This window comes from Methanomassiliicoccales archaeon LGM-DZ1 (genome assembly GCA_030168595.1).
Classification (GTDB): domain Archaea; phylum Thermoplasmatota; class Thermoplasmata; order Methanomassiliicoccales; family Methanomethylophilaceae; genus Methanomethylophilus.
This window is the reverse complement of the sequence record CP115556.1, coordinates 1,036,920-1,059,697: the sequence shown is the minus strand read 5'-3', so window position 1 is coordinate 1,059,697 and position 22,778 is coordinate 1,036,920. Positions and strand designations below refer to the sequence as shown.

General features: G+C 61.3%; 24 protein-coding genes and 1 pseudogene. 15 read left to right on the top strand and 10 right to left on the bottom strand.

Annotation, left to right across the window (positions count from 1 at the left end; all coding sequences use genetic code 11):
• Positions 1–6: 6 nt before the first annotated feature.
• Positions 7–1,620, bottom strand: a complete 1,614-nt coding sequence (locus O8W32_05100; protein ID WII08550.1) for a radical SAM protein — start codon at positions 1,618–1,620, stop codon at positions 7–9.
• A 173-nt stretch (positions 1,621–1,793) separates the two neighbouring features.
• Here O8W32_05100 and O8W32_05095 point away from each other — a divergent pair, with 173 nt between their 5' ends.
• Both O8W32_05095 and O8W32_05090 read left to right on the top strand, forming a co-directional pair.
• Positions 1,794–3,218 (top strand): NADP-dependent malic enzyme, encoded by a 1,425-nt coding sequence (locus tag O8W32_05095; GenBank protein ID WII08549.1) that lies wholly within the window; start codon positions 1,794–1,796, stop codon positions 3,216–3,218.
• A gap of 65 nt (positions 3,219–3,283) precedes the next feature.
• A complete protein-coding gene (locus tag O8W32_05090; GenBank protein WII08548.1) occupies positions 3,284–4,324 on the top strand; it encodes a glycosyltransferase family 2 protein in 1,041 nt (346 codons plus the stop codon).
• Positions 4,325–4,417: 93 nt separating this feature from the next.
• On the opposite strand, the gene O8W32_05085 is transcribed toward O8W32_05090, so the two are convergent.
• Entirely contained in the window at positions 4,418–4,693 is a 276-nt protein-coding gene (locus O8W32_05085) for a translation elongation factor EF-1beta (GenBank protein WII08547.1), read from the bottom strand.
• Positions 4,694–4,702: 9 nt separating this feature from the next.
• Positions 4,703–4,870 (bottom strand): zinc finger domain-containing protein, encoded by a 168-nt coding sequence (locus O8W32_05080; protein ID WII08546.1) that lies wholly within the window; start codon positions 4,868–4,870, stop codon positions 4,703–4,705.
• A 218-nt stretch (positions 4,871–5,088) separates the two neighbouring features.
• Between O8W32_05080 and O8W32_05075 the strand changes: the two genes are divergently transcribed.
• The 7 genes from O8W32_05075 to O8W32_05045 are packed head-to-tail and all read left to right on the top strand — an operon-like array spanning position 5,089 to position 11,228.
• Positions 5,089–5,856, top strand: coding sequence for a CDP-alcohol phosphatidyltransferase family protein (locus O8W32_05075; GenBank protein WII08545.1), 768 nt, complete (start codon positions 5,089–5,091; stop codon positions 5,854–5,856).
• Positions 5,853–6,725 carry an ARMT1-like domain-containing protein gene (locus O8W32_05070; protein WII08544.1) on the top strand — a complete coding sequence of 291 codons (873 nt, stop codon included), beginning with the start codon at positions 5,853–5,855 and terminating at the stop codon, positions 6,723–6,725. The genes O8W32_05075 and O8W32_05070 overlap by 4 nt, the downstream gene beginning before the upstream one ends.
• Before the next feature lie 30 nt (positions 6,726–6,755).
• Positions 6,756–7,787, top strand: coding sequence for an NDP-sugar synthase (locus tag O8W32_05065; GenBank protein WII08543.1), 1,032 nt, complete (start codon positions 6,756–6,758; stop codon positions 7,785–7,787).
• A complete protein-coding gene (locus O8W32_05060; GenBank protein WII08542.1) occupies positions 7,788–8,801 on the top strand; it encodes a kinase in 1,014 nt (337 codons plus the stop codon).
• Entirely contained in the window at positions 8,794–9,894 is a 1,101-nt protein-coding gene (locus tag O8W32_05055; protein ID WII08541.1) for an HAD-IIIA family hydrolase, read from the top strand. Before O8W32_05060 ends, O8W32_05055 begins: the two co-directional genes overlap by 8 nt.
• A 20-nt stretch (positions 9,895–9,914) precedes the next feature.
• Complete coding sequence (locus O8W32_05050; protein ID WII08540.1) at positions 9,915–10,277, top strand: acetolactate synthase; 363 nt, start codon at positions 9,915–9,917, stop codon at positions 10,275–10,277.
• Between the two features lie 24 nt (positions 10,278–10,301).
• Positions 10,302–11,228, top strand: coding sequence for a branched-chain amino acid transaminase (locus O8W32_05045; protein WII08539.1), 927 nt, complete (start codon positions 10,302–10,304; stop codon positions 11,226–11,228).
• Between the two features lie 100 nt (positions 11,229–11,328).
• Here O8W32_05045 and O8W32_05040 read toward each other — a convergent pair.
• Together O8W32_05040 and O8W32_05035 are read right to left on the bottom strand one after the other, a co-directional pair.
• Positions 11,329–12,057: pseudogene (locus O8W32_05040) on the bottom strand (glycosyltransferase).
• 128 nt (positions 12,058–12,185) lie between these two features.
• Positions 12,186–12,797, bottom strand: coding sequence for a hypothetical protein (locus tag O8W32_05035; protein WII08538.1), 612 nt, complete (start codon positions 12,795–12,797; stop codon positions 12,186–12,188).
• 189 nt (positions 12,798–12,986) lie between these two features.
• Between O8W32_05035 and O8W32_05030 the strand changes: the two genes are divergently transcribed.
• Genes O8W32_05030 through O8W32_05020 form a run of 3 tightly spaced genes read left to right on the top strand, consistent with a single transcriptional unit; the run spans position 12,987 to position 15,405 of the window.
• On the top strand, positions 12,987–13,181 hold the full coding sequence (locus tag O8W32_05030; protein WII08537.1) for a hypothetical protein: 195 nt from the start codon (positions 12,987–12,989) through the stop codon (positions 13,179–13,181).
• A gap of 5 nt (positions 13,182–13,186) precedes the next feature.
• Positions 13,187–14,371, top strand: a complete 1,185-nt coding sequence (locus O8W32_05025) for a glycosyltransferase family 87 protein (GenBank protein WII08536.1) — start codon at positions 13,187–13,189, stop codon at positions 14,369–14,371.
• Positions 14,368–15,405 (top strand): hypothetical protein, encoded by a 1,038-nt coding sequence (locus O8W32_05020; GenBank protein WII08535.1) that lies wholly within the window; start codon positions 14,368–14,370, stop codon positions 15,403–15,405. Before O8W32_05025 ends, O8W32_05020 begins: the two co-directional genes overlap by 4 nt.
• Here O8W32_05020 and rpiA read toward each other — a convergent pair.
• Genes rpiA through O8W32_05005 form a run of 3 tightly spaced genes read right to left on the bottom strand, consistent with a single transcriptional unit; the run spans position 15,396 to position 17,888 of the window.
• Positions 15,396–16,100, bottom strand: a complete 705-nt coding sequence (gene rpiA, locus O8W32_05015; GenBank protein WII08534.1) for a ribose-5-phosphate isomerase RpiA — start codon at positions 16,098–16,100, stop codon at positions 15,396–15,398. The two genes, O8W32_05020 and rpiA, sit on opposite strands and share 10 nt — an antisense overlap.
• A gap of 4 nt (positions 16,101–16,104) precedes the next feature.
• Complete coding sequence (locus O8W32_05010; protein ID WII08533.1) at positions 16,105–16,821, bottom strand: IspD/TarI family cytidylyltransferase; 717 nt, start codon at positions 16,819–16,821, stop codon at positions 16,105–16,107.
• On the bottom strand, positions 16,818–17,888 hold the full coding sequence (locus O8W32_05005) for a histidinol-phosphate transaminase (GenBank protein ID WII08532.1): 1,071 nt from the start codon (positions 17,886–17,888) through the stop codon (positions 16,818–16,820). Before O8W32_05005 ends, O8W32_05010 begins: the two co-directional genes overlap by 4 nt.
• 151 nt (positions 17,889–18,039) lie before the next feature.
• Here O8W32_05005 and O8W32_05000 point away from each other — a divergent pair, with 151 nt between their 5' ends.
• Positions 18,040–18,927, top strand: coding sequence for a glycosyltransferase (locus O8W32_05000; GenBank protein ID WII08531.1), 888 nt, complete (start codon positions 18,040–18,042; stop codon positions 18,925–18,927).
• Positions 18,928–18,935: 8 nt separating this feature from the next.
• Positions 18,936–19,394: a GtrA family protein gene (locus O8W32_04995; protein ID WII08530.1), complete on the top strand. Its 459-nt coding sequence runs from the start codon at positions 18,936–18,938 to the stop codon at positions 19,392–19,394.
• Here the strand turns inward: O8W32_04995 and O8W32_04990 are convergent.
• Positions 19,388–20,173, bottom strand: a complete 786-nt coding sequence (locus O8W32_04990; protein WII08529.1) for a LicD family protein — start codon at positions 20,171–20,173, stop codon at positions 19,388–19,390. The genes O8W32_04995 and O8W32_04990 overlap by 7 nt on opposite strands.
• 141 nt (positions 20,174–20,314) lie before the next feature.
• Between O8W32_04990 and O8W32_04985 the strand changes: the two genes are divergently transcribed.
• Positions 20,315–21,889, top strand: coding sequence for a hypothetical protein (locus tag O8W32_04985; protein WII08528.1), 1,575 nt, complete (start codon positions 20,315–20,317; stop codon positions 21,887–21,889).
• Between the two features lie 443 nt (positions 21,890–22,332).
• Here O8W32_04985 and O8W32_04980 read toward each other — a convergent pair whose 3' ends face one another.
• Complete coding sequence (locus O8W32_04980; protein ID WII08527.1) at positions 22,333–22,773, bottom strand: hypothetical protein; 441 nt, start codon at positions 22,771–22,773, stop codon at positions 22,333–22,335.
• Positions 22,774–22,778: the final 5 nt, after the last annotated feature.

The following is a 22,778-nucleotide window of genomic DNA, read 5'->3' as shown; positions in this document are numbered from 1 at the left end:
ATCGCCTCATTCGAATGTTATCATGGTTTTTAGACCTTGTATGACGCGGGGGTCGTCCACGGCACGGGAGAGGTCGTCCGGGCCGCTGAACGGCCTCTTGGCGGCGATGGATGCCGCTCTCTTCTTCCCGATCCCGGGGAGGGCGGACAAGGCCGACATAGGCATGGTGTTGATGTTGAACGGATAGGTGATGCCTGTCACCGAACGGAAGCCCCAGCCGATGACGGCGACGTCGTAACGCTTCCCGAGCTCGATCTTGTACGGGATGCCGACCAGCAGGGGGTACGAGCCTGCCTGGCGGCCGAAGGTTATGTTCCCGTCATGCAGCTCGGCCATGACCCCTCTGAGGACGGTGCCCGCAGGAACCATGCGCTCCAGCATGGGGCGGTCGATCTCCTCGCGCACGGTCTCCTTGAACTTCTTGAACCTCTTCTCGTTCACCTTGACGTCGAACGGCCTGCGGGACGGGATGACCTGGCGGATGTTTATCCTCCTCAGCAGGAGCCCTTCGTCGCGGATCCTCCTCAGCAGGGCGAGGTCGGCCTCGTAGGTGGCCGCGGTCTCGCCGTCCAGCCCGCAGATGATGTTGATGCCCGGGAGTATCTTCGGCATCCCGCTCTCTCCCCTTCCGCCTCCGACGCGGTTGATCAGGCGGACGGCCTCGAGCACTCCTTCCGCGGTCGAGTTGAGATTGTTCAGACGGGCGACCTCCGGATCGGCCGATTCGAGCCCGAGGGCGAGGACGTTGCCGGACGAGCAGGTTTCCGCGAGGATGCGGACGATCTCCTCCGATTCTTCGGGATATGTGGAGATCACATTTGGGTCGGCATTGTCCACGCTGACGTTGTCAAAACCTAATTGTCTTATTCCCTCGAACAGCTCGCGTACCTTTTCCGGGTTCGGGCGGGGGCATCCAGAGTCATCGTCGGAGCTTCCGTAGGAGATGATGTCCGTCTGCCCTCCGATGCGGATGTTCCTCACGCCGATCTCCCTGAGCCTCCGTATTTCCGCGAGGATGTCGGCAGGCTCCCTGGTGAGGGGCCGCCCTTTGGAGGGCTCTACGCAGAACGAGCATCCCCCGGACTTCCAGCGGTGGCATCCGCGGTAGGTCTCGATCTCCGCCTCGAGGGGGTCCGGGAAGTCCTGGTGGCTCGCAGCTATGTCGGCGCCCAGGAGCATCCACCTGTTCCACTCGTCAAGCGTCCTCCAGCGGCCGGTGGGCTCCTTCCCGTGCAGGATGTCGCTGACCGCGGCGGCGAGGTCTCCTCTTATGCGGCGGTCGAACCTCTGGGCATCCGGCGCGAACGCCGACGATCCCCCGATGACCGTGAGGCCCGAGAGCTTGGGGGAGATCTCCCTGATCTCCTTCAGGGACATCGGCATCGACCTGAGGTACTTCCCCGGGACGGTGTTGCCGGACAGCAGGACGGTCACGTCGGCGTCGGGCGGCGCACGTCCTCCGCGGATCATGTCAATAGTGACGTATTCCGTAGAACACCCTGCGTCTTTCGCAGCACCGGCCACGGCCCTGATCATGGGGGAGATATAGGGCGGCACCCCCAGTGCGGCGGGGTCATCGATGTACCCGTCGATGATGGCCGCCTTGGTTGTCCTGCTCATGCGCGCCTCTAGTACTCTGAAGTATAAAGGGAATGACGGCTGCAGTCAGCATTATGCGCTCCCGGGATGCCGGATAAGGCTCGTATTCACAACAATATTAATAAGTGAAGTCATATCGACGGGACAGAAAGTTCGCAGAAATTCATACGAATTTCGAAGAAGAAGGTGTGGACATGAGTTTCATGGACAAGTTCAAGAAGAAGGAGTCCGGCGAGAGCGCCGGCAGCGAGCAGCCCAAGAAGCCGAGGTACGAGGACCTCACCCCGGAGCAGCGCCTGGAGTTGGCCGCCAAGCCCGGGAAGGACGCCATGATCATGCACAAGTACTACGGCGGCAAGATCGAGACCGTCCCCAAGGCATGCATCAGGAACTTCGATGATTTCTCCATCTGGTACTCCCCCGGAGTGGCGGAGCCCTGCAAGGACATCGAGAAGAACCCCGAGATGGTGTACGAGCACACCTGCAAGTGGAACACCGTCGCGGTGGTATCCGACGGTACCCGCGTGCTCGGTCTCGGAGACATCGGCCCCGAGGCCGCCATGCCCGTCATGGAGGGCAAGGCCATGCTCTTCAAGTACCTGGGAGGCGTCGACTGCGTCCCCATCTGCCTCGACACCAAGGACCCTGACAAGATCATCGAGACCGTCAGGCTCATCGCCCCCTCCTTCGGCGGCATCAACCTCGAGGATATCTCCAACCCCAAGTGCTTCGATATCCTCGATGAGCTCAGGGCCGACTGCAAGATCCCCGTATGGCACGACGACCAGCAGGGTACCGCGACCATCGAGGTCGCCGGTGCCATCAACGCCCTCAAGCTCGTCGGGAAGAAGTTCGAGGACGCCAACATCGCCATCGTCGGCGCCGGCGCCGCCTCCATCGCCACCGCCAGGCTCCTGCTCGGCACCGGGTTCCGCGCGGACCACCTCTGCATGTGCGACTCCAAGGGGATCCTGAACATGGACAGGGACGACATCGATGATGCCCACCGCCTCAAGAAGATGATCGCCGAGAAGACCAACGGAGCCGGTAAGAAGGGAGGCATCAAGGAGGCCATGGAGGGCGCCGATATCGTCATCGCCGCCTCCAAGCCCGGGCCCGGGACCATCCCCGCCGAGTACATCGACGGCATGGCCGACGACCCCATCGTGTTTGCCACCGCCAACCCCGTCCCCGAGATGTGGCCCTGGGAGGCCAAGGAGCACGGCTGCAAGGTGTTCGCCACCGGCAGGGCCGACTTCCCCAACCAGGTCAACAACTCCATGGGCTTCCCTGCCATCTTCAGGGGAGTGCTCGACGTGAGGGCCAAGTCCATCTCCGACGAGATGTGCATCGCGGCGGCCACCGAGCTCGCCAAGTGCGCCGAGGAGAAGGGCCTCAGCGCCGAGTACATCGTGCCCAATATGTCCGAGGAGGACGTCTTCGCCCGCGAGGCTGCCGCCGTCGCCGTCAAGGCCTGCGAGCAGGGCCTGGCCAGGAAGAAGACCACCTACCAGGAGGAGTACGAGCGCGCCGCGGCCATCATAGGCAGGTCCAGGAAGCTGACCCGCGCCATGATGGACCAGGGATTCATCAGGAAGTACGAAGAGCCCGCTCAGTGACGGGCGGAGGAGGGGCCGAGGCCCCTCCGCAATTTAAATACAGCCAGCCTTTGGGGAAGCCCGAAATGCAGGAAAACGGACGCGCCCCGAAGGTTTCGGTCATCGTTCCCGTGAAGAACGGGGCGGATTATATCGGGGAATGCATAGGCTGCCTGAAGTCCCAGACCTTCAGGGATTTCGAAGCGCTCATCTGCGTGGACGCCTCCAGCACCGACGGCAGCTCCGAGGCGGCCGTGTCCGCGGCCGCCGGCGATCCCCGTTTCTCGCTCTTCTCCCTGAAGGAGGGCACCCATCTCGCCGGCAACAGGAACCTCGGCCTCGCCCATGCCCGCGGGGAGTACGTATGGTTCCTGGATGTGGACGACTGGTTCGTCCCGGACCTTCTGGAGAGCTGCATCGGCCTGGCCGAGAAGGAGCGCTCGGACCTGGTGATCTTCAACGCCGTCAACGCCGGCCCCGGCGGGAAGGTCCCGGAGAGGATGATGGCCGTTTCCTACGGCGTCTACACGATGCCGGCGTCCGCCTGCATGAGGCTGATGAGGAAGGCGGCGGTGCCGGTCACGGCCTGGTCGAAGTTCGCGAAGAGATCGGTCATCGAGGGCGCCGGCCTGCGCTTCAGCGACTCCCTGGCGGAGGATGTGGAGTTCACCTACCGCCTACTGGCTGTCTGCGGGACGGTCACGGTGTCCCTCCGCCCGATGTACGCCTACCGCAGGAACACCGGGTCCCTCACCTCCGACCCGTCCAAGGCCGACAGGCGCGGAAGGGACGAGGTCAGGGCCTACTGCGCCGCGGACGTGACCGCTGAGGGCATCGAGGACCCGTCGGCGAGGGTGGAGGTCCTCCGCAGCAATGCTTACATGAAGATGCGCTCGGCCGGCCACATGGACAGGGCGAGCTTCGTGAAGTATGTCAGGAGCCCGGAGTTCGCCGAGATGCGGAAGAAGTATCTCAGGGGCTTCGAGGGCTGGGGCTGCTTCCATTTCCCGTCGGTGTACCACTGGGGGATCAGGTTCTACATCCGCCATTTCTACAAGCATGACGGGAAGACGTACATGCGGACCGACGGCAGGGTGTTCAGGAAGGCCCTGGGCCCCAAGCACTGAACGCCAACTGATATTTTCAACAGAAAGAACGGCCGTTCCGGAACGTTCCGAACAGCGAAAAGATGGGAAGGGGCCTTCCGGCCCCTGAAGGTTTCAGTAGTTGGTGGAAGAGACGCACTCGACGTTCTGGATCCCGGGGATCGAGGTGAGCGCGTTCTCGAGGTCGCCGCCGATGGTCTCGATGCTGTCATCGATGACGAAGGCAGCCACGATCTTCATGAGACCGAAGGCAACGGGGGCGATCTTGGTGTCCTCCTCGATGAGCTTGACGCCCTTGGGGATGATGTTCGGAAGGTCCGCCATGATCTTCTTCAGGTCGATGTCGGTGCTCTCCGGCAGGATGTCGTAGGTGCTGACGATCTGTCCCATGGATTCACCTCAAGGTCCGCAGAATCCGCAGTTGGGGCATTTGTAGGGGACTTTCTGGTCGCGGCACTCGGCGCACCTGCCGATCTCGACCTGTCCGCAGTTGGGGCATTTGAAGAAGGTGTTGCCGTGCCCGATAAGCCTCTTCCCGCAGGAAGAGCAAATCTTTTCGTTAGCCATGTGCGTACGATAATGGTTCCTGTATTAAAATACGACGGGGTTGGGACACCGTCCAGAAGGCATCCTCTCGTGAGGCCCGGCGGCATGTCTCCGGAAGGGGACGTTCCCGTATCTGGCACATTGGACATGCCGAATGCCGCAGACATCCCGTCCGCGATCCCGCAGATTGCCCCGGGGATAAGGCAATACTTAAATCGGCATCGCCGATGCTCATAAGCGTGGCAGTCGATAAGAAGAGGCTCGAGGAAGCGCTCAACCACGATGAGTCCAACAACGCATCGGAGAACTATTTCTACATCCCGCTCGGGAGCCTCTTCGTCAGGCTCCTGGTGCACACCCGCGTCACACCGAACCAGCTGACCATCTTCTGGGGATGCCTGATGTTCTTCAGCTGCTTCTGCTTCTGGACGGACGACCGCTGGATCAATGTGCTCGGCGGGATCGGCTGGGTCATCTCATATGCCCTGGACTGCGCCGACGGATCGCTGGCCCGCTACACCAACCTCAAGTCGGGGCGCGGAGACTACATCGATGGTTTCAACCACCGCCTGACCTATCCGCTGCTCATGTTCAGCCTCGGCTACTGGGCCTACAGGTGGGGGATGGACAGCATCTTCGGGTTCAGCTTCGACCCGGCCGTCTACCTGTTCCTCGGCTGCATCGCCGGGACCAGCATGGTGCTCATAATCGACGTGGGGAACATCTACAACCGCATCATGCCGGAGAACCAGCTGGTCACCAATGCCGGGACCACCGGCATGGAAGGGGAGTACGTCAGGCACAAGTCGTTCTACAAGAAGGTCATCCCCTTCAGCCCCTTCCCGTTCACCAACATGCTGTTCCTGATCCCGTTCTTCGCGCTCTTCGGGTACCTCGACGTGTTCATCGTGTTCTACGCGTTCGTCTACGCCGGCGGCCTGTTCTACCGTGCGCATCTCCTCTACAAGAAGATCCCCGGCCCGGACATGAGCGGGAGGTTCAGATGAAGGTCCGTGCCGACTGCGTCCCCTGCCTTCTGAAGAGGGTCCTCTTCCAGGCCCGCCTCGCCGGCAACGGCACCGAGTTCGCGGCCATGGACGCCGCAGTGAAGGCGTACGCCGCGGGCTTCTCGCCGGACGCATGCTCCGCGGAGCTGGCGACCGAGGCCCATTCCGCCGCGTACAGGGCGATGGGCACCGCCGATCCCTACCGCGCCATGAAGGAGGAGGCGGACAGGGTGGCCGCCCGCTATGTCCCGGCCGCCGCCGATTTCATCGATTCGTCAGACGACCGCTTCGCCGCCGCCGTGAGGGTCTCGATAATCGGGAACATCATGGATTTCGGGTCCGGCATAGCCATCGACAGCCCCGACCGCTTCGGGGAGATGTTCCAGTCCCTCCTGGACCAGGGGGTGGGCTCCGACCAGACGCCTGAGCTGGAGAAGATCGTGGGGTCATCGGAGACCGTCCTCTATGCGTTCGACAACTGCGGGGAGGACGAGTTCGACCGCCTCCTCATGCGCGAGATGAGGTCGGACGGGAAGAGGGTCATCGGGATCGTGCGCGGAGCGCCCATCCTCAACGACGTGACCAGGGAGGACGCCCTGCGCATAGGCCTGGACCGCGACATGGACGGGATCCTCGACACAGGAGGGTTCTGCATCGGGTTCTCCGACAGGCTGATGCCGCCGGAGCTCAGGGAGGAGATGTCCTCCGCCGGCGTGATGATCGCCAAGGGGATGGCCAACTACGAGTCTCTGTCGGAGATGGAGCTGCCGCTCCCGGTGGCCCATCTGCTCCGCGCCAAATGCATCCCGGTGGCCTCGTCACTGGATGTGCCAGTCGGCACCAATGTGGTCCGCATGGCCCACCTGTGAATATTAATACGGGCTGGAGCATCGCAAACCATGGCCCCGAGAGTGAAGCAGGCCGTCGTCCTCGTCGGAGGGAAGGGGACGCGCCTCCTGCCGCTGACGCTCACACGCCCCAAGCCTGCCATGCCGATCCTCGACAGGCCCTTCATAAAGTACCTCATCGGTTCCCTGGCCTCTGCCGGCGTGCGCGAGGTCATAATGGCCTGCGGCTACAAGTCCGACCTGCTGGCGGCGGCCGTCGGGGACGGGTCCGACATGGGCGTGGAGCTGACCTATTCCGATGAAGAGTCGCCCATGGGCACCGGAGGGGCGCTGAAACTGCTGGAGGACCGCCTGGACCCGGTCTTCGCCGCTGCCAACGGGGATACGCTGACCTCGGTCGACATCCTCGCTATGGAGGATGCGCATTTCTCATCAGGCGCGGCGGCGACGGTGTCCCTCTCCAAGGTCAGCGATCCGAGCAGGTACGGGGTCGTCCGCACGGACGCCGACGGGAGGATCGCGGAGTTCCAGGACAAGCCCCGCCCGGGGGAGGAGATCTCCGACCTGGTGAACACCGGGGTGTACATCGCCCAGCGCCGGGTGCTGGGGTACGTCCCGCCGCGCACGTTCTTCGATTTTTCCAAGGACCTGTTCCCCCTCCTGCTCTCGCACGGCGAGCGCCTGACAGGTTACGTCTCCCCGGGCCCGTGGACCGACATCGGCGTCCCGGCCGACCTCATAAGGATGAACCTCGAGATGGCCGGCAGGGTGCATCCGGCGCCGGGGTGGGAGAGCAGGGTGAGCGGATCGAAGATCTCCGGCAGGTTCTATATAGGCGATGATGCCTTCCTAAGACGTTCGGAAGTCTGCGAATCTGTTATAAGCAAGGGATGCACTATCAACGATTCGTACATATCTGGCACATTGCTGATGAAAGGTTGCCGCGCTGACGGGGCGCATATCGAGCGTTCCGTCATCGGCGAGGGCTGCACCCTCGGCCGGGGCTGCGTCGTCACCGACGCCGTCCTCGGCGACGGCACTGTGGTCGGAGAGAACGAGAAAGTCACAGGACGGTCGGAGTGAATGGTAGAGATCATCAGGTCCAGGGCGCCCCTCAGGATAGGCCTGGCTGGAGGCGGGACCGATGTTGAGCCCTATGCCTCGGAGAAGGGAGGCTACGTCTTCAACACCACCATCAACAAGTATGCGTACAGCACGCTGAAGCCGAGGAAGGACAACACCATGACGGTCAACTCCGAGTACTACGGCCGCTACAAGGCCCCCCTCGGCGACGGACCGCTCCCTCTGGACGGGAACATGGACCTTATCAAGGCCGTGACCAACCATTTCGGCGTGACCGAAGGGTTCGACATGAGCATCCGTTCCGACGTCCCCGCCGGGTCCGGTCTAGGAGGGTCGTCGACCATGATTGTCTCGATGATCGGGGCCATCGCCAACTGGCGGGACGTCGACATGTCCAAGCTCGAGATGGCGGCCCTGGCATACCACCTGGAGAGAGAGGTCATAGGCCTCAAAGGGGGCAAGCAGGACCAGTACGCGGCAGTCTTCGGCGGCTTCAACTCCCTGAGGTTCGACAGCGGAGGGGTGGCGGTCCTCCCCGCCAAGATCCCGCAGGACATAATCTACGAGCTCCAGTGCCGTTCGGTCATGTGCTTCACCGGCATGACCCACGATTCCGCCGCAGTCATCGATACCCAGATCAAATCGTACAAAGAGGGCAAGAACGACGCGGCCTTAGACAAGGCCAAGGACATCGCCATAAGGATGCGCTCCGCGCTCAGGCACGGCGACATCGACGAGGTGGGCAATCTCCTCGGCGAGTCCTGGCAGTACAAGAAGATGTTCTCCGACAAGGTCTCCAACCCGGAGATCGACAGCCTCTATGACACTGCCATCAAAGCGGGGGCCATCGGCGGGAAGGTCTCGGGAGCCGGAGGAGGAGGGTTCATGTACTTCGTCACGAAGTACGATAAGAAGCCCCAGGTATCGAAGGCCCTTGCCAAGGCGGGCGCCGATGTCACCGACTTCCAGTTCGAGCCCGAGGGCGTGATCTCATGGAGAAGCAGATATGACTGACGGTATCGTCGAAGAGCTGAGGAAGAGCTCCGAGGCCATCCTGGGCATAGACCCAAGGCAGATCGAGGCCGCGGCGGAGCTGGTCTACGAAGCGCTGAAAGGCAAGGGCCAGGCGATCTTCATGGGCAACGGCGGGTCCTCCGCCGATGCCCAGCACATCGCCGCTGAGCTGTCCGGCAGGTACAAGATGGAGCGCCCTGCCATGGCGGGGGTATGCCTGTCCAACATCGCACCGGTCACCGCGATCGGCAACGACTACAGCTACGACATCGTCTTCAAGAGGCAGGTCGAGGCGTTCGCCAGGCCCGGCGACGCCGTCGTCGGCATGTCGACGTCCGGCAACTCGAAGAACGTCATCCTCGCCCTCGAGAGGGCCAAGGAGCTCGGCAGCAGGACCCTCTCCTTCACCGGCCCCGGCGGGAAGCTCAAGGACATCGCCGACGTAGCGGTCATCATACCCAGCACCGACACGGCGCATATCCAGGAAGGCTACCTGGCCGCCTGCCACATCATGTGCGGGATCGTCGAGAAGAAGATGTTCGGGCGAGCGGCGGTCCTCGTAGACAGGGACGACACCCTCTGCCCGGACGTCCCCCACAACGGCGACCCGGCGAAGATGCACGTCTATCCGTGGGTTCCGGCCGCGGTGAGGAGGCTCAACGACGCCGGCCTCCCCGTAGTGATGGTGACCAACCAATCCGGCATCGGGCGCGGCATGTTCACCGTCGAGGACATGGAAGCGGTGAACGCCGAGCTCATGAGGCAGATATCGGAATCGTCGGGCGGCCGCATCGATGCGGTCTACTTCTGCCCCCACCGCCCTGACGAGAACTGCTCCTGCCGCAAGCCGGCGACCGGGATGGGCCTGCGGGCCGTTTCGGACCTCGGCCTCGATCCGTCCAAGTGCTGGATGGTCGGGGACAGCGACGGGGACATGGAGTTCGGCAGGAGGCTCGGGATGCGCTGCATCCGCGTATCTGGCACTTTCACCTTCGCCGATGCCGCGGACGAGATCCTGGGGAACGTCGGCGGACGGCACCGAACAGATAACGCGATTAATCGCGCGCACATAGTAAATAGGACGATGCCTTAATCCGCCGCAGGTTGACCCACATGTATGTCATATCCCTGATCGTCAAGAACGAGTTCGGCGTCATGCAGAGAGTCATGGGCGAGTTCACCCGCAACAAGATCAACGTCGAGACGATCGTGGTCGGGAAATGCGAGGTCCCCGGCAAGTCCAGGATGGTCCTGTCCGTCATCGACAGGGGCGAGGCCGAGCTGGCCATGGGAAGGCTCCAGAAGCTCCAGGACGTCTACGGCTGCGAGCTCGTCCCCGAGGAGGGGCAGTCGGCCTACGCGCTGATCTCCACTTCCAACGGGAACGTCGGCGTCGTCGGCGGGTCGGACCAGGTCGAGGAGATCATCGCGCGCTCCGAGCCTGACAAGTACGTCAAGGCCCTGAACGCGCTCTGAAATGTGTGTCACTGAGGGAATCCTATGGAAAAATGCGAATACATCTGGATGAACGGAAAGCTTGTCAAGTGGGCGGATGCCAAGGTCCACGTCCTCGCCCATGCCCTCAACTACGGTACCGGCGTCTTCGAGGGCATCAGGGTCTACAACACCCCCAAGGGCCCCGCCATCTTCAGGCTCAAGGACCACGCCAGGAGGCTGGTCGACGGCTGCAAGCTCATGGGCATCGACCTCGTCTTCGAGGGGAAGGAGTACACCTACCAGATGGTCATGGACGCCATCAAGGAGGCCGTCCGCGCCAACAAGAACGTCGACTACGTCAAGCCCTGCGTCTTCCTCTCCGGAGAGGAGGTCGGCCTGAACCCCGTCGGCGTCCCCGCTTCGTTCGCCATCACCTGCATCAACATGGGCGCCTACCTCGGCAAGAACGCCGACGCCGGCATCAAGCTGATCACCTCTTCGTGGCAGAGGCCCGACTACCTCTGCGGCCCGGCGGGAGCCAAGGTCAACGGGTCCTACGTCGCCAGCTGCCTCGCCAAGAGGGAGGCCATCCGCCAGGGCGCCAACGAGGCCGTCATGCTGAACAGGCAGGGGCACGTTGCCGAGTGCACCGGCGAGAACATCTTCATGTACAAGTTCGGCAAGGTCTACACCCCGTCCGCGGCCGAGGGCATCCTCCAGGGAGTCACCCGCGCGTCCATCATCCAAATTGCCAAGGACCTCGGCTACGAGGTCTGCGAGTGCCCTGTCACCAGGTTCCAGCTGACCACCGCCGACGAGGTCTGGCTCACCGGGACCGCGGCCGAGGTCGCCCCCGTCACCAGCATCGACGGACGCACCGTCGGGGACGGGAAGCCCGGAGAGGTCTCCCAGAAGATCCATGCCAAGTTCAGCGACATCGCGAACGGCAGGGACCCCAAGTACGACGCCTGGCTCGACTACGTGAACTGAAACTTCAGAAGGAGGGCTCATGCCCTCCGTTATTTTTCGATAATTGGGATATGCGGGATCCCTGCAGGGAACTGCGGAAAGTTTTCTGGGAAAGAGAAAATCACTTTTTCTTGCCGGTCTTCTTCTTCTCTTTGGCCTCGTCCGGGTACATCTCGTAATAATCGATGCGGTACAGCCTGGCGAGGATGCGCGAGCACCATTTCCCGAAGCCCCACAGCTGATGCAGGGTCATGACCGCGACCTTGGGGTTCAGGTGCGAATCTCCCTCGGCCCGCTTGCCGAAATCATACCTGACATAGGCGACCTTCACGTCGTGGGTCTCGTACTTCATGAGGTCCATGAGAACCTTCCAGCCCCTGTACTCGAACTTGTCCCAGCATCCTGCGATGACATCATGGAACTCGCTGCAGCGGACAGCGAACAGGCCGGACATCATGTCCTTGGTCGTCTGCTTCCCGTGGATGCGGAAGAAGATCTTGCAGAAGGCCTCCACGGCCTCGGAACCGAACGCACGGACGAATCCCATGGACATCCTGCTGTTCCTCACTCCGACACAGAGGTCCGCGCCTTTGTCCATCTCGCTGACGATGTCCTTCAGGACCTCTACGGGATGCTGGAAATCGCAGTCCATGCAGAGGGCGTAATCGGTGTCGGCGAGATAGAACCCCTCCATTACCGAGGCCGCAAGCCCTCTGGGCTATTTCCTGGGCCGGATCTCGGTCAGGGGGTCGTTCAGGCCCCTGACCAGATCTATGGTGCCGTCATCGGAGTTGTCATCCATGAACAGGATCTTGAATTCCGGATACGCCTTCCTGATGGCCTCTGCCATCTTCACGACGTTCCCTTTCTCGTTGTATGTCGGGATGACTACTGTGCACGATCCTGCCAAAGATATCCCCATCGACCCCTAATTTCCGCATTTATTTATAGGGTCGCTCAGCCCCGGATCCCTTTGCTTCAGGCGTCTGGGTCTTTGCCGATGCCTATCCCGTTCCTCTTTTTGAGGTACAGCGATAGGGCTATGCTTGCTCCTATGACCGTGAATATCATAATCAGCGTGAAGCTCTGGGCCTTTCCGCTGTCGAAGAACCCGTAGAAGAAGTCGCTCAGCAGCATTATGACTCCGAACTTGAGGACGCATCCGAGGACGATGTAGAAAGCGCATTTCGCAGGGTTCCATTTCATGATGGAGATGAACGCTCCGGCGAACGGGATCATGGGTGCCACCCTGTTCAGCAGCAGGAGACGCTCGTCGCCGAGGACCAGGAAGTCAGTGTAAGCCCCCACGGCCTTCTCGACCTTCTTCGGAATGCGGATGTGCTTCACGACATAGTAGAGTGAGAATATGCCGACCAGCTCGGCTGCCGCCGCCACCGCTATGAGCTCGCATCCGAACAGGATTGGGACATCAGTGTACTCTGTACCGGCCATGAATCCGATAACGAAGAAGAGCTCCGGGAGCGTAGGGATGACAAGAGCATCCAGCAGGAAGATCAGGAATATGCAGATCAAGATTCCGATCTCGCCGTTCCCTCCGAAGAGGTCGTAGATGCTCTGCCCGATGTTCATGGCCGCCCCTGCCTGCGTCACTGATGCTGTGCACAGTATTTAGCGGGAGCACCCTCCGCGGACAGATCATGGGCTTTTCCATTAGGATGCAGATACGTCGCTGGACCTGCAATCAAATCCGCAATAAATTAAAACAATTTCGGAATTTGTAATATTATTCGTTTCGGTAACAGACGTAACGTATTTCATATGAGCATTCATCAGCCGCCATTGATAAGCCTCATGGGCAGATGGTCTGAGTTCTCGGCGAAGCAGAAGCTAGCATCGATCGTGATCATTGCGCTCGCTGTTCGCTTTGTCTGCACAGTCTCCCTTACCCACATGGGCGATTCGTCCGCATGGCCGAGGATAATGGCGTCCGTCGAGAGCGGGAACGACATCTAGGGGTCATGGGGAACTATTACACTCCAGTCTGGGGGTACCTCCTTTCCTTCCTTGACATGATGATCCAGGCGGTCGGGGCTGTGCCGCTTTTCGGAGATTACTTCGAAGGCCTTCTGCCCCTGGAAGGGGTCAGGAGCTACCGGCCGTTCGTCATTTCCCCCGAGATGAACATGGCCATCAAGTTCCCCCTGGACGTCATCGACGTCGCCGTCGGATGGATGCTGTACCGCATCGTCCTCGGCAGGACGGGAGACATGTCCCGTGCGCTCCGCGCCATTGCGCTCTGGTGCTTCTGCCCCATAACCATCTACATGTCCTCGATCCAGGGGCAGTTCGACTGCATCTCGACGGCCCTGATCCTCGGGTGCATCGTTCTTGCCGGAAGGAACAGGCCTCTGCTGGCCGGCATCGTGTTCGGTTTCGCCATCTGGCTGAAGGTCTTCCCGGCCGTCTGCGTCCTCCTCCTGGTCGCTTATCTCCGCTCGGTCCGCGGCAGGGAATGGGCCGGAGGGGCCGTGTCTGCCGCAGTCGGGGCATTGATTGTCTCCGCCATTCTTATCCTGCCGCAGATTGCCAACGGGCAGATCGACGACGCGTTCGTGTTCCTGACCGATAGGCAGGGCACGGACTTCGGTTCCCTGTACGGGGCTGCGACATCTCTCCGTCAGATTCTCGTCGGGCTGCTCCTGCTGGCACTCATGGTTCTGACGGCGCGCCGCATCTGGCATATGGACAGGGATGAAGCAGGCAGGGCAGTGTACCTCTGCGCGGGCCTGCTCATCGCCGTCGCTGTGATGCTGAACCGCGGATATCAGTACGCCCCGTCGGCCATCGGGTTCATCATCCTCTGCATGGAGATGGCCCCCGACTGCCGCGGATATTCCGCATCCTATTGGGGCCTGGGTCTGTTCTCGTTCGCCGAGGCGTTCGTCCATGCAGGGTTCACCCTGCTGTGCCTGTCATGCGCCTATTACGGGCTGATCGATTACGATACCTTCACGTCCCTGTCGGTGTCCTTCGCCGAGGACCTGCCTGTGCATATGATCGAAGGAGTGCTGGCACTTATGTGGTCCGTTGCCGTGTGGCTGTTCATCGTCCTGGCGGCGTACGATATTCTCGGGCGGCGCGGGACCCGTTCCGGCATGCTGATCGAGCGCCTGCGCGCCCCGTTGGGGAGGATACCGGGATGAACATCAGCATGCATCTCAGCAGGAAGAGGGCGGCCGAGGCCGCCATCGTCATCGCGGTCTGCGCGGTGATCTTCATCGGCGAGGCGTACGCCTACCTTCCCGATGACTACGGGTACGGATCCTCGGCATCGGATGCAGGCGAATATGCTGAGTACTCCGTGACCGTGAACGGTTCGCATGAGTATGCGGCATCCCTGATCTCCTGCGGAGATTACGTCCCGGTGACCTCTGTGTATCTGTTCCTGGAGGAAGGGCGCACGTCCCAGTACAGCGACGGCAATGATTTCTTCCTCTCGCGCATGGACGAGCCAGGGTTCTATCTGGAACAGACCAGGACCTCCCTGGGCATCTGCGGGATTGACGATACGGAATACGTGGACATGGATGGCCTCGCCGAGGCGCTGTCGTCCGATATCTCGGAGGGGACCGCCGCCGGCAAGGGCCTGGTGATGGTCTACGGGGCGTTCCCGATGACCGTTTATGACGGGACATCCGGCGGGACGGCCCTGGAATGGATGGAGGCAGGCGGGACCGTCTATTGGGTGGGGCCGGCCCCCGGCGATTACGTGATGACCCGCGACGGGTACGAATATGCCGGCGGGAGGGCCTTCTTCACAGGGACGGCGGAGTACCTCGCCGATGACATTCCGGCGGATACGGAAGGGCCGTTCAGGAAGGAGCTGCAGCTGAAGGGCGACCTCCTGCAGAACGCCCCTGACATGTCCGGGACAGGGATGGAATCCCTCACGGCAGGCTACATGTCCGGCAGCCTGGGGACCCTGACCTTCGTGAAGGAAGGCTCCGGGCAGATATGCATCGCCGCAGGCGGCGTCTCGCTTTTCCAGGCGGAGGACATTGCATCCGCCGCCTCTGCCGGCCTGTGCTGGTGCAGCGTCCTCCTGGATTCTCAATCGGGCACTACGCACGGGAGCGGTTCCGGGACGCTGGACAAGAACGGGGCCTCGGGAACTCTGTGCGTCTACGTGACCGTCGGCGATGCTTACCAGATATACGCCTGCCGGCATCAGATCTGAGGGCGGCGGAGCTCCTCGAAGGTATCGCTGTCCCCATGGTAGATGAAGACGGAATCGGCCATGCCCGGGAAGATCCCGCATTCGATGACGCCCGGGATGCGGTCGATGTCGGCCTCCAGCTCGGAGGGGCTGCCGATCGGGCCGAAGCGGCAGTCGTAGATCAGGTTGCCGCCGTCGGTGACGAACGGGCTCCCGTCATGCATCCTGAGCACGGGCTCGCACCCGAGCTTCCGGAGCAGTTCCGCGGTGCGGGCGCTGCCGAAGGTGCAGACCTCCACCGGAACGGGGGCCTTCTCGCCCAGCCTGCCCACGAGCTTGATGTCGTCGGCGATGATGACCTCGCGCGCTGTCGAAGCGGCTATTATCTTCTCCCTGAGCAGAGCCCCGCCCAGCCCCTTCATGAGATTGAGGTCAGGGTCCACCTCGTCGGCGCCGTCGAATGTCACATCGATCCTGCTGACGGAGGAGATATCCGCTATATTCAGGCCGAGGCTTTTGGCCAGCTCCGCCGTCTTCACAGAGGAGGCGACGCAGACGAAGTCCGCCCCTTCGCGGGCCATCTCGGCCAGGCGCATCACGGCGTAATTGGCCGAGTTCCCTGTTCCGAGGCCGACGGTCATGCCGTCGCGCGCGTATTCGTCTACTGCCTTCTCGCAGGCGGGGCGCTTCATCTCCCAGGGCTTAGGGCCGTCCACGGTATCACAGGTTGAAGAGCTGGTCCTCGGAGAAGGACATCAGCGATTCGCAGAGGGGGATGTCCTCCTGCTTGGTTATCTTGATGTTGTTGGCGAATCCCCTGGAGAAGTACACGCGCCTGCCGTAGTAGATCTCCACCAGGTCCGCGTAGATGAAGTCATGCTTATCCTCAGCCTCGGCGCGGTCGTACAGTGACAGAAGATCGGAATACTCATAGGCCTGGGGGGTCTGCACGCGCATCAGGCGGTTCCTGTCCAGTTCCTTGTCGCCGGAGACCTGGTCGTCCGTGTATATCACGGTCTCGTAGCAGGGGATGGCCAGAGAGGCGTTGCCTTTCTCCTTGGCGACCCTCAGCATCTCGTCGATGGCCGCCTGCGGGAGGATGGGGCGCGCCGCATCGTGGATTATGACGATGTCGCCTTTCCCGAGCTCGCTGCGCAGATGGAATATGCCGTTGCGGGTGGAATCGTGCGAGGTCTCGCCCCCGGGAACGATGGCCTCCACCTTGGTGAGGCCGTATTCTTTGGCGAGCCCGGCCATATGATCTATCCAGTCGGGGACGCATACGATGACCACCGCATCCACCGAAGGGTTCCTCTGGAAGTTCTCGACCGTGTGGACGATGACCGGCTTCCCGCGGATCTCCAGGAACTGCTTGGGGCATGATGCGCCCAGCCTCTTCCCGACCCCTCCGGCCAGGATGACAGCGACCGTCCTCATGGGGATCGCTCCCGGTCTATCGCGGCCATGGCGTCGGCGAACATCCTCATGTACTTCTCGTCCCAGACGGTCAGGCGGAGGAGCCCGTCGATGTTGTTGCCGCCGCAGAGGATGAGGATGTTGCGCTTCTTCAGCTCCTCGGTGATGTATACCGCATCCCTGTGCTTGGGGCGGATGCAGAGGAAGCACCCGCTGCTGGGGACGTAGTAATAGCCGCGGGAGTCCAGCCATCCGGTTATGTACTCCATTCCTCTAGCGAACTTCTCTGATTCCTCCTTCAGGAGCCTGTCGATGTTGTCCACCACGGCCTCGCCGAAGGCCAGGGTGACCGCGTTCACGGTGTAATGCGGGCGCCAGTTGTTGATGCAGCGGATGTTCTCCTCGTTCGACATCACAATGCCGAGCCTGAGGCCGGCCAGGGAGAACATCTTGGAGAAGGTGCGCAGGACCGCGACGTTGTCATATTTTGATATCAGCGGTACGGACGACTGGGTATCGCTGAAGTAGTGGTATGCTTCGTCGATGACGACCATGGCCCCGTGCTCTGCGGCCTTCTTCACAACCGCCTCGACCTCCTCGGGCGAATAGGAGTTGCCTATCGGCATGTTGGGGTTCACAAGGACGACGATGCCCGTATTGTCGTCGATGGACGAGAGGATGTCACCGATGTCCATCCTGTAGCCGTCGCGGTAGGGGACCTCCTTCAACTTCATCCCGTTGAGCGCTCCGTAGGCTCCGTACATGTTGAAGGTCGGGCGTACGACCACCAGGTCCTTCCCGGGCTCTCCGAAGACCTTCATCATGTACCCCATGGCCACGACGCTGCCGTCGGTGACGGTCATCTGGGAAGGGGATATGCCCGCCATCTTGGAGTACTTCTCGATGAACGGTCCCTCCTCCGGGTACATCCCGAGGATCTCGGGGGTTATGCCCTTCATGACCCCGTCGAACAGCCATCTCGGGAGTCCGTCGGGGTTCTCGTTCTGATCGAGGCGTATGAATCCTCCCCTCCCCTCGGGCTGTTTCTTGCGGAAGGCGTTCTTCACATAAGGATCGACATAGACCATTTTATCGGATCTCTCTTTCTGGCACTGCGGTCGGCATCTGCCTCGCAGTGTATCTGATGCTCAATATGCGCACTGCTGTTTTATTAGTTATGGGATAAAGGGCAGGCAGCATGGACACTTTTTATAGGACATTGCGAATCTGTGCACCACAATGCCAGATTTGGAGGTGACTGTAGGGATATGCGCCTATAACGAGGCGCAGATCATCGAGCGGTCCATCCGCTCCGTCTACTCCCAGAAGCTCAGCACGGTCTCGGTGAAGGAGGTGCTGGTCGTCTCAAGCGGGAGCACCGACGGGACCGACGACATCGTCAAAGGGCTGCAGGCGGAGTTCCCCACCCTCCGCCTTTACAGGCAGGAGAAGAGGGAGGGCAAGAACTCCGCCATAAACTGCTACCTCGACCACAAATCATGCGATCTCGTGGTCATGCTGAACGCTGACAACGCGTTCGGCACCGAGGATTCCCTCCAGAAGCTGGTCGAGCCCCTCGCTGACCCGAAGGTCGGGATCACCGGGGGTCACCCTATCCCGACCAACGGGAAGGATACCAAGATCGGTTTCGCCGTCAACCTCATGTGGTGCGTCCACCACCAGCTCGCGCTCGAGCATCCCAAGATCGGAGAGCTGATAGCGTTCCGCGATATCGGCACCCGCCTGCCGACCGACATGCAGTCCGATGAGGACATCATACGCATGAAACTGGAGGAGGCCGGGTACATATGCGTCTACGTCCCGGACAGTATAGTCCTGAACCGCGGACCGGAGACGGAAGAGGATTTCATCAAGCAGCGCGTCCGCGTCAATGTCGGCGAATGCGTCATGCAGAAGAAGTATGGCTACAGTATCCCTACATGGAACAAAAGGTACCTCGTGAAGGCGGCGGTGGCCTGCATCAAAGAGTTGGGGTTCCATCCCTTCAAGATGCTTTACGTGGCGCGCCTGGAGGGCAGATGCCGCCGCATCGCGCGCGAGCATGTGGAGAAGGGAGGCGACAACATGAGCGTATGGGAGATGGTCGGCTCGACCAAGAAACTGTGAGGGATAGCATGGGGATCAGGGATTTCTGTGACGGTCTTTTCTACGGGAAGCACGGAGAGGTCATGCGCTACCTCTTCATCGGCGCCCTCAACGTTGCCATCACCTGGGGCGTCTACGCGGCCCTGGTCCTCCTCGGGATCAAACCGGTCTACAGCAATGCGGCCTCCTGGGTCATAGGAGTGATGGTCGCTTTCGTGCTCAACAAGACCTTCGTCTTCGGCAGTCAGACGAGGAAGAAGAAGACCGTCAGCAAGGAGGCCACCTACTTCGTCGCAGGAAGGGCCTTCACGGGGGCTATCAACATCTGCGGGTTCCCCGTCCTCTACGACATGGGCCTCGACCTAGAGCTCTTCGGGGTCGACGGGTTCCCCGCTAAGATAATCATCTCGTTCATCGAGATCGTGCTGAACTATCTCATCAGCAAGTACGCCGTTTTCGTGAAGAAGACCGATGATGATCTTCAGTGACCGTGCTCCCTGAGCCAGTCTCTGTAATCCTCGGTCATGCTGAACGCGACGATGTGCTTGCCGATCCTCTCCTCCTCGGGCGGAGGGGTCATGTAATCCCCGTAGGCATCCGTCAGGATGTCGTCGTAGTCGGCGTACATACGGAACATGTGCCCCTCGAACGGGACGTCGGTATACTCGCGGTACCATTCCCTGGGGACCGGGCGGGAGTCCACAGGATAGTCGATGCGGTACATCGTGCGGTCGTCCCTGCAGAGCCTGCGCATGCGCTCCTGCGCCCGCGCCTGCATGCGGTCGCACCATCTCTGGCGGCGGTCCTTCGAGGGGTCCCCGTAGCAGCGGAAGGCGATGAGCCTCATCCCCCGCTGGAACTTCAGCAGGAGTTCGTACCGCGCTCTCCGGAAGCGCCCGTCGGGATATCCGCGGGCGACGAACACGTCTATGAAGAGCCCCTGGTGGCCGCGGTTGCTCCAATGATCGTCCTCTATGGCGGTGGTCCCGTTCCTGCGGATCTTGTAGAATGTGTTGGCGAAATCGATGCTCAGGGGGCACTGGACAGTGTACTTCCCCTCGGGCAGGCTCTCCATGGCATCCAGGAACTTCGGGAGGTCCTCTTCCTTCACGAGTATGTCCATGTCGTCGTCCCATGGGATGAACCCGCGGTGGCGGACCGCTCCGATCGCCGTGCCGCAGTCCAGGGAGTATTCCGCTCCGTTCTCCCGGGCGGCCCGGTCGATGTCTGCCATCATATCCAGCAGTCCTTCCTGGATAGTGTTCATAAATGTATACCAAGCATATGCTCTTTATAATAGTCTCTATAGTTATCTGCAGTTAATTTCCGGAGGCAAGGGCGCCAAAAGCATTATCCCCGTTATGCACGTAAGGCACCCGAACTGTGAGATGGAGAGTGTATTGAAACGGTGACCGTCGATAGGTCCTTCTGGGCGAGGACCCCGCTTAACGCCGCGATGAACATCGTCAGGACTGTCGTCATGGCGCTCATCGGGGTCTTCCTCGTACCCTTCTACATCGACAATCTGGGTCTTGCGACCTACGGTATAATCCCCCTCGCCACCACCATGACGTCGTACGTCATGATCATCGCCGATTCGCTCGAATCTGCATGCTCGAGGTATTCCACGCTTGCCATAAGCAGGAGCAGCGACGCCTCGAAAGAGCTCAGCACGGGCTTCTTCGGCATACTGCGGACATGCATCGTTCTGGTCCCGCCGATAATCCTGGTCTCCTGGGCGTCGCCGTACATATTCGGTGTTGCCGGCAACAGCTACGGCGAGGTCCAGATCATGTTCCTGCTGATCATGGCCGCTTCGCTGCTGGTCGTTATCGGGTCCGCGTTCTCCAGTGTCTTCAACGCCAACAACACCCTGTACCAGATATACATGGCCAGGCTGGCGTACACGGTCCTGCAGGTCGGCCTCATCTTCGCCCTCTTCGCGGCCGGCGAGAAGGACCTCATAGCCGTGGGCCTGGCCTACCTGGTCTCCTCCGCGTTCCTCCTGGTCCTGCTGTACGTCCTCGCCAAACATGACTACCCCCCGATGAGGATCCGCTACCGCTATTACGACAGGTCCCTCTTCCGTTCGATGGGCACCCTCGGCGCATGGTCGATAATCTACAAGATCGGGAACATGCTGTACATCCAGGCGTCTCTGGTCATCATCAACATATACATCGGCGCGGAGGCGGAGGGAGGGTTCGCCATCGTGTCCTCTCTCATCTCGATGATACACACAGCATGCTATTCCGTGACCACCTCCTTCGAGCCCCTGGTCTACCACTATTATGCGGAGAAGGACGGCGAGGGCCTCCGCCACCTGCTGGTCACGGGCATAAAGTTCGTATCCCTGCTCTTCGCCATGCCGGTGGCCTTCGTCATGGTGTTCGCGCCGCAGGTCATAGAGGCGTGGGTAGGGGCGGACTATGTCTACCTGGCGGACGTGGTCAGGATCGCCCTGGCCGGCGATGTCGCCTACTGCGCCGCCACTGTCCTCCAGAGCGTGCCCACAGTGTACCTCAAGGTGAACACTGTCTCCATAATGACCGTGGTCTTCGGGATCGCCAACGTGGCGGTCTCCGCCGCCGTCTGCATGCTGTCCCCCTCCGACAGCTTCGAGAGAGTGGAGGAGGCCACAGCCGTGTGGATGGTCTGCACCCTGGCCTACACGCTCTGCACCACGGCCTACGTCGGGAGGATCACCGGCACCGGGGTATGGGAGATCATGCGCCCGCTCGCGGTCGGCTATGCATTCTTCGCCGCCTCGGGGGCGCTGATGTACCTGCTGTCCGGGGCCGTCGATATCCCCGGGGCATGGATCCCGGTGATCGGGCTGTTCCTCGCGCTCTTCGCGGTCTACGTGCCTGCGATGTTCGCCGCCCTGGACTCCTACGAGAGGGGGAAGATCAGCAGCTTCCTGCCCGGCTCGCTGAAGAGGCTTTTCAGGAGGTTCCTCGGCGAGCCCGGCGAGGAGTCCTGAGAGGAACGAGAGCAGTGAGCGGTCGCGCTCGTACGGGGGGAGGCGCATGGCCCTGGCCTCCGTCAGCTTGCTCCCGAGTTCGGACAGGTCCCTGACTACCGTCCCGCGCCCTATGGCCTCCACCTTCTCGGCCACGGCCATCTGCTGATCGGTGCCGGCATCGGGCATGACAACTTCCCTGGGGACGAGGACGAGGGGGATGCGGCGGTCGAGGCCGTTCACTATGGTCCCGATGCCCGCATGGGATACGATAAGGGAGCAGGAATCGAAGAGCTTCCCCATCTCAGTGTCGGGGAGGTATTGGAAGCATCTGCTGTTCTTCCCTTGGAAGCCGGTCCTGCCGACCTGCATCACGACCTCCTCCCCCAGAGAGGGTGCGAGGCGGTCCATCTCCTCGAACAGGGCGCCGTACGGGGCGTCGTTCATGCCGATGGTTACCAGTATCAGAATATCCCCCCGTGGAACTCCGCTCCGATCTCCTCCGCGAGGTCCTCCCATCTGACTATGAAGCGGTCGGCGAAGCGTCTGACGATGCCGGCGGTGCCGCTCACATAGCCGACGTTGGCCCCGGATTCTATGTACACTGTATATGTGCCGAGCAGCCTGCAGAGAGGGAAGACGAAGACATCCACATAACCCATTCCGGTGCTTATGAGCACGTCGGGACGGTCGAACAGCACGCAGCGGAGGGCACGGAAGAGGCCCCTCAGGAAACGGGGGATGCTGATCCAGGGAGGGGTTATGAGGACCATCGGCTCGTCCATGGCGGCCGTGCGCTCGCTCTCGTAGGTGATGAAGCGGTAGTCGTACCTGCCCCATGCCCCGCGGAGGTCCAACATCTCCTGGAGGTGGCCTCCCCAGCTGCAGAGGAGATCTATCCTCATGCTGT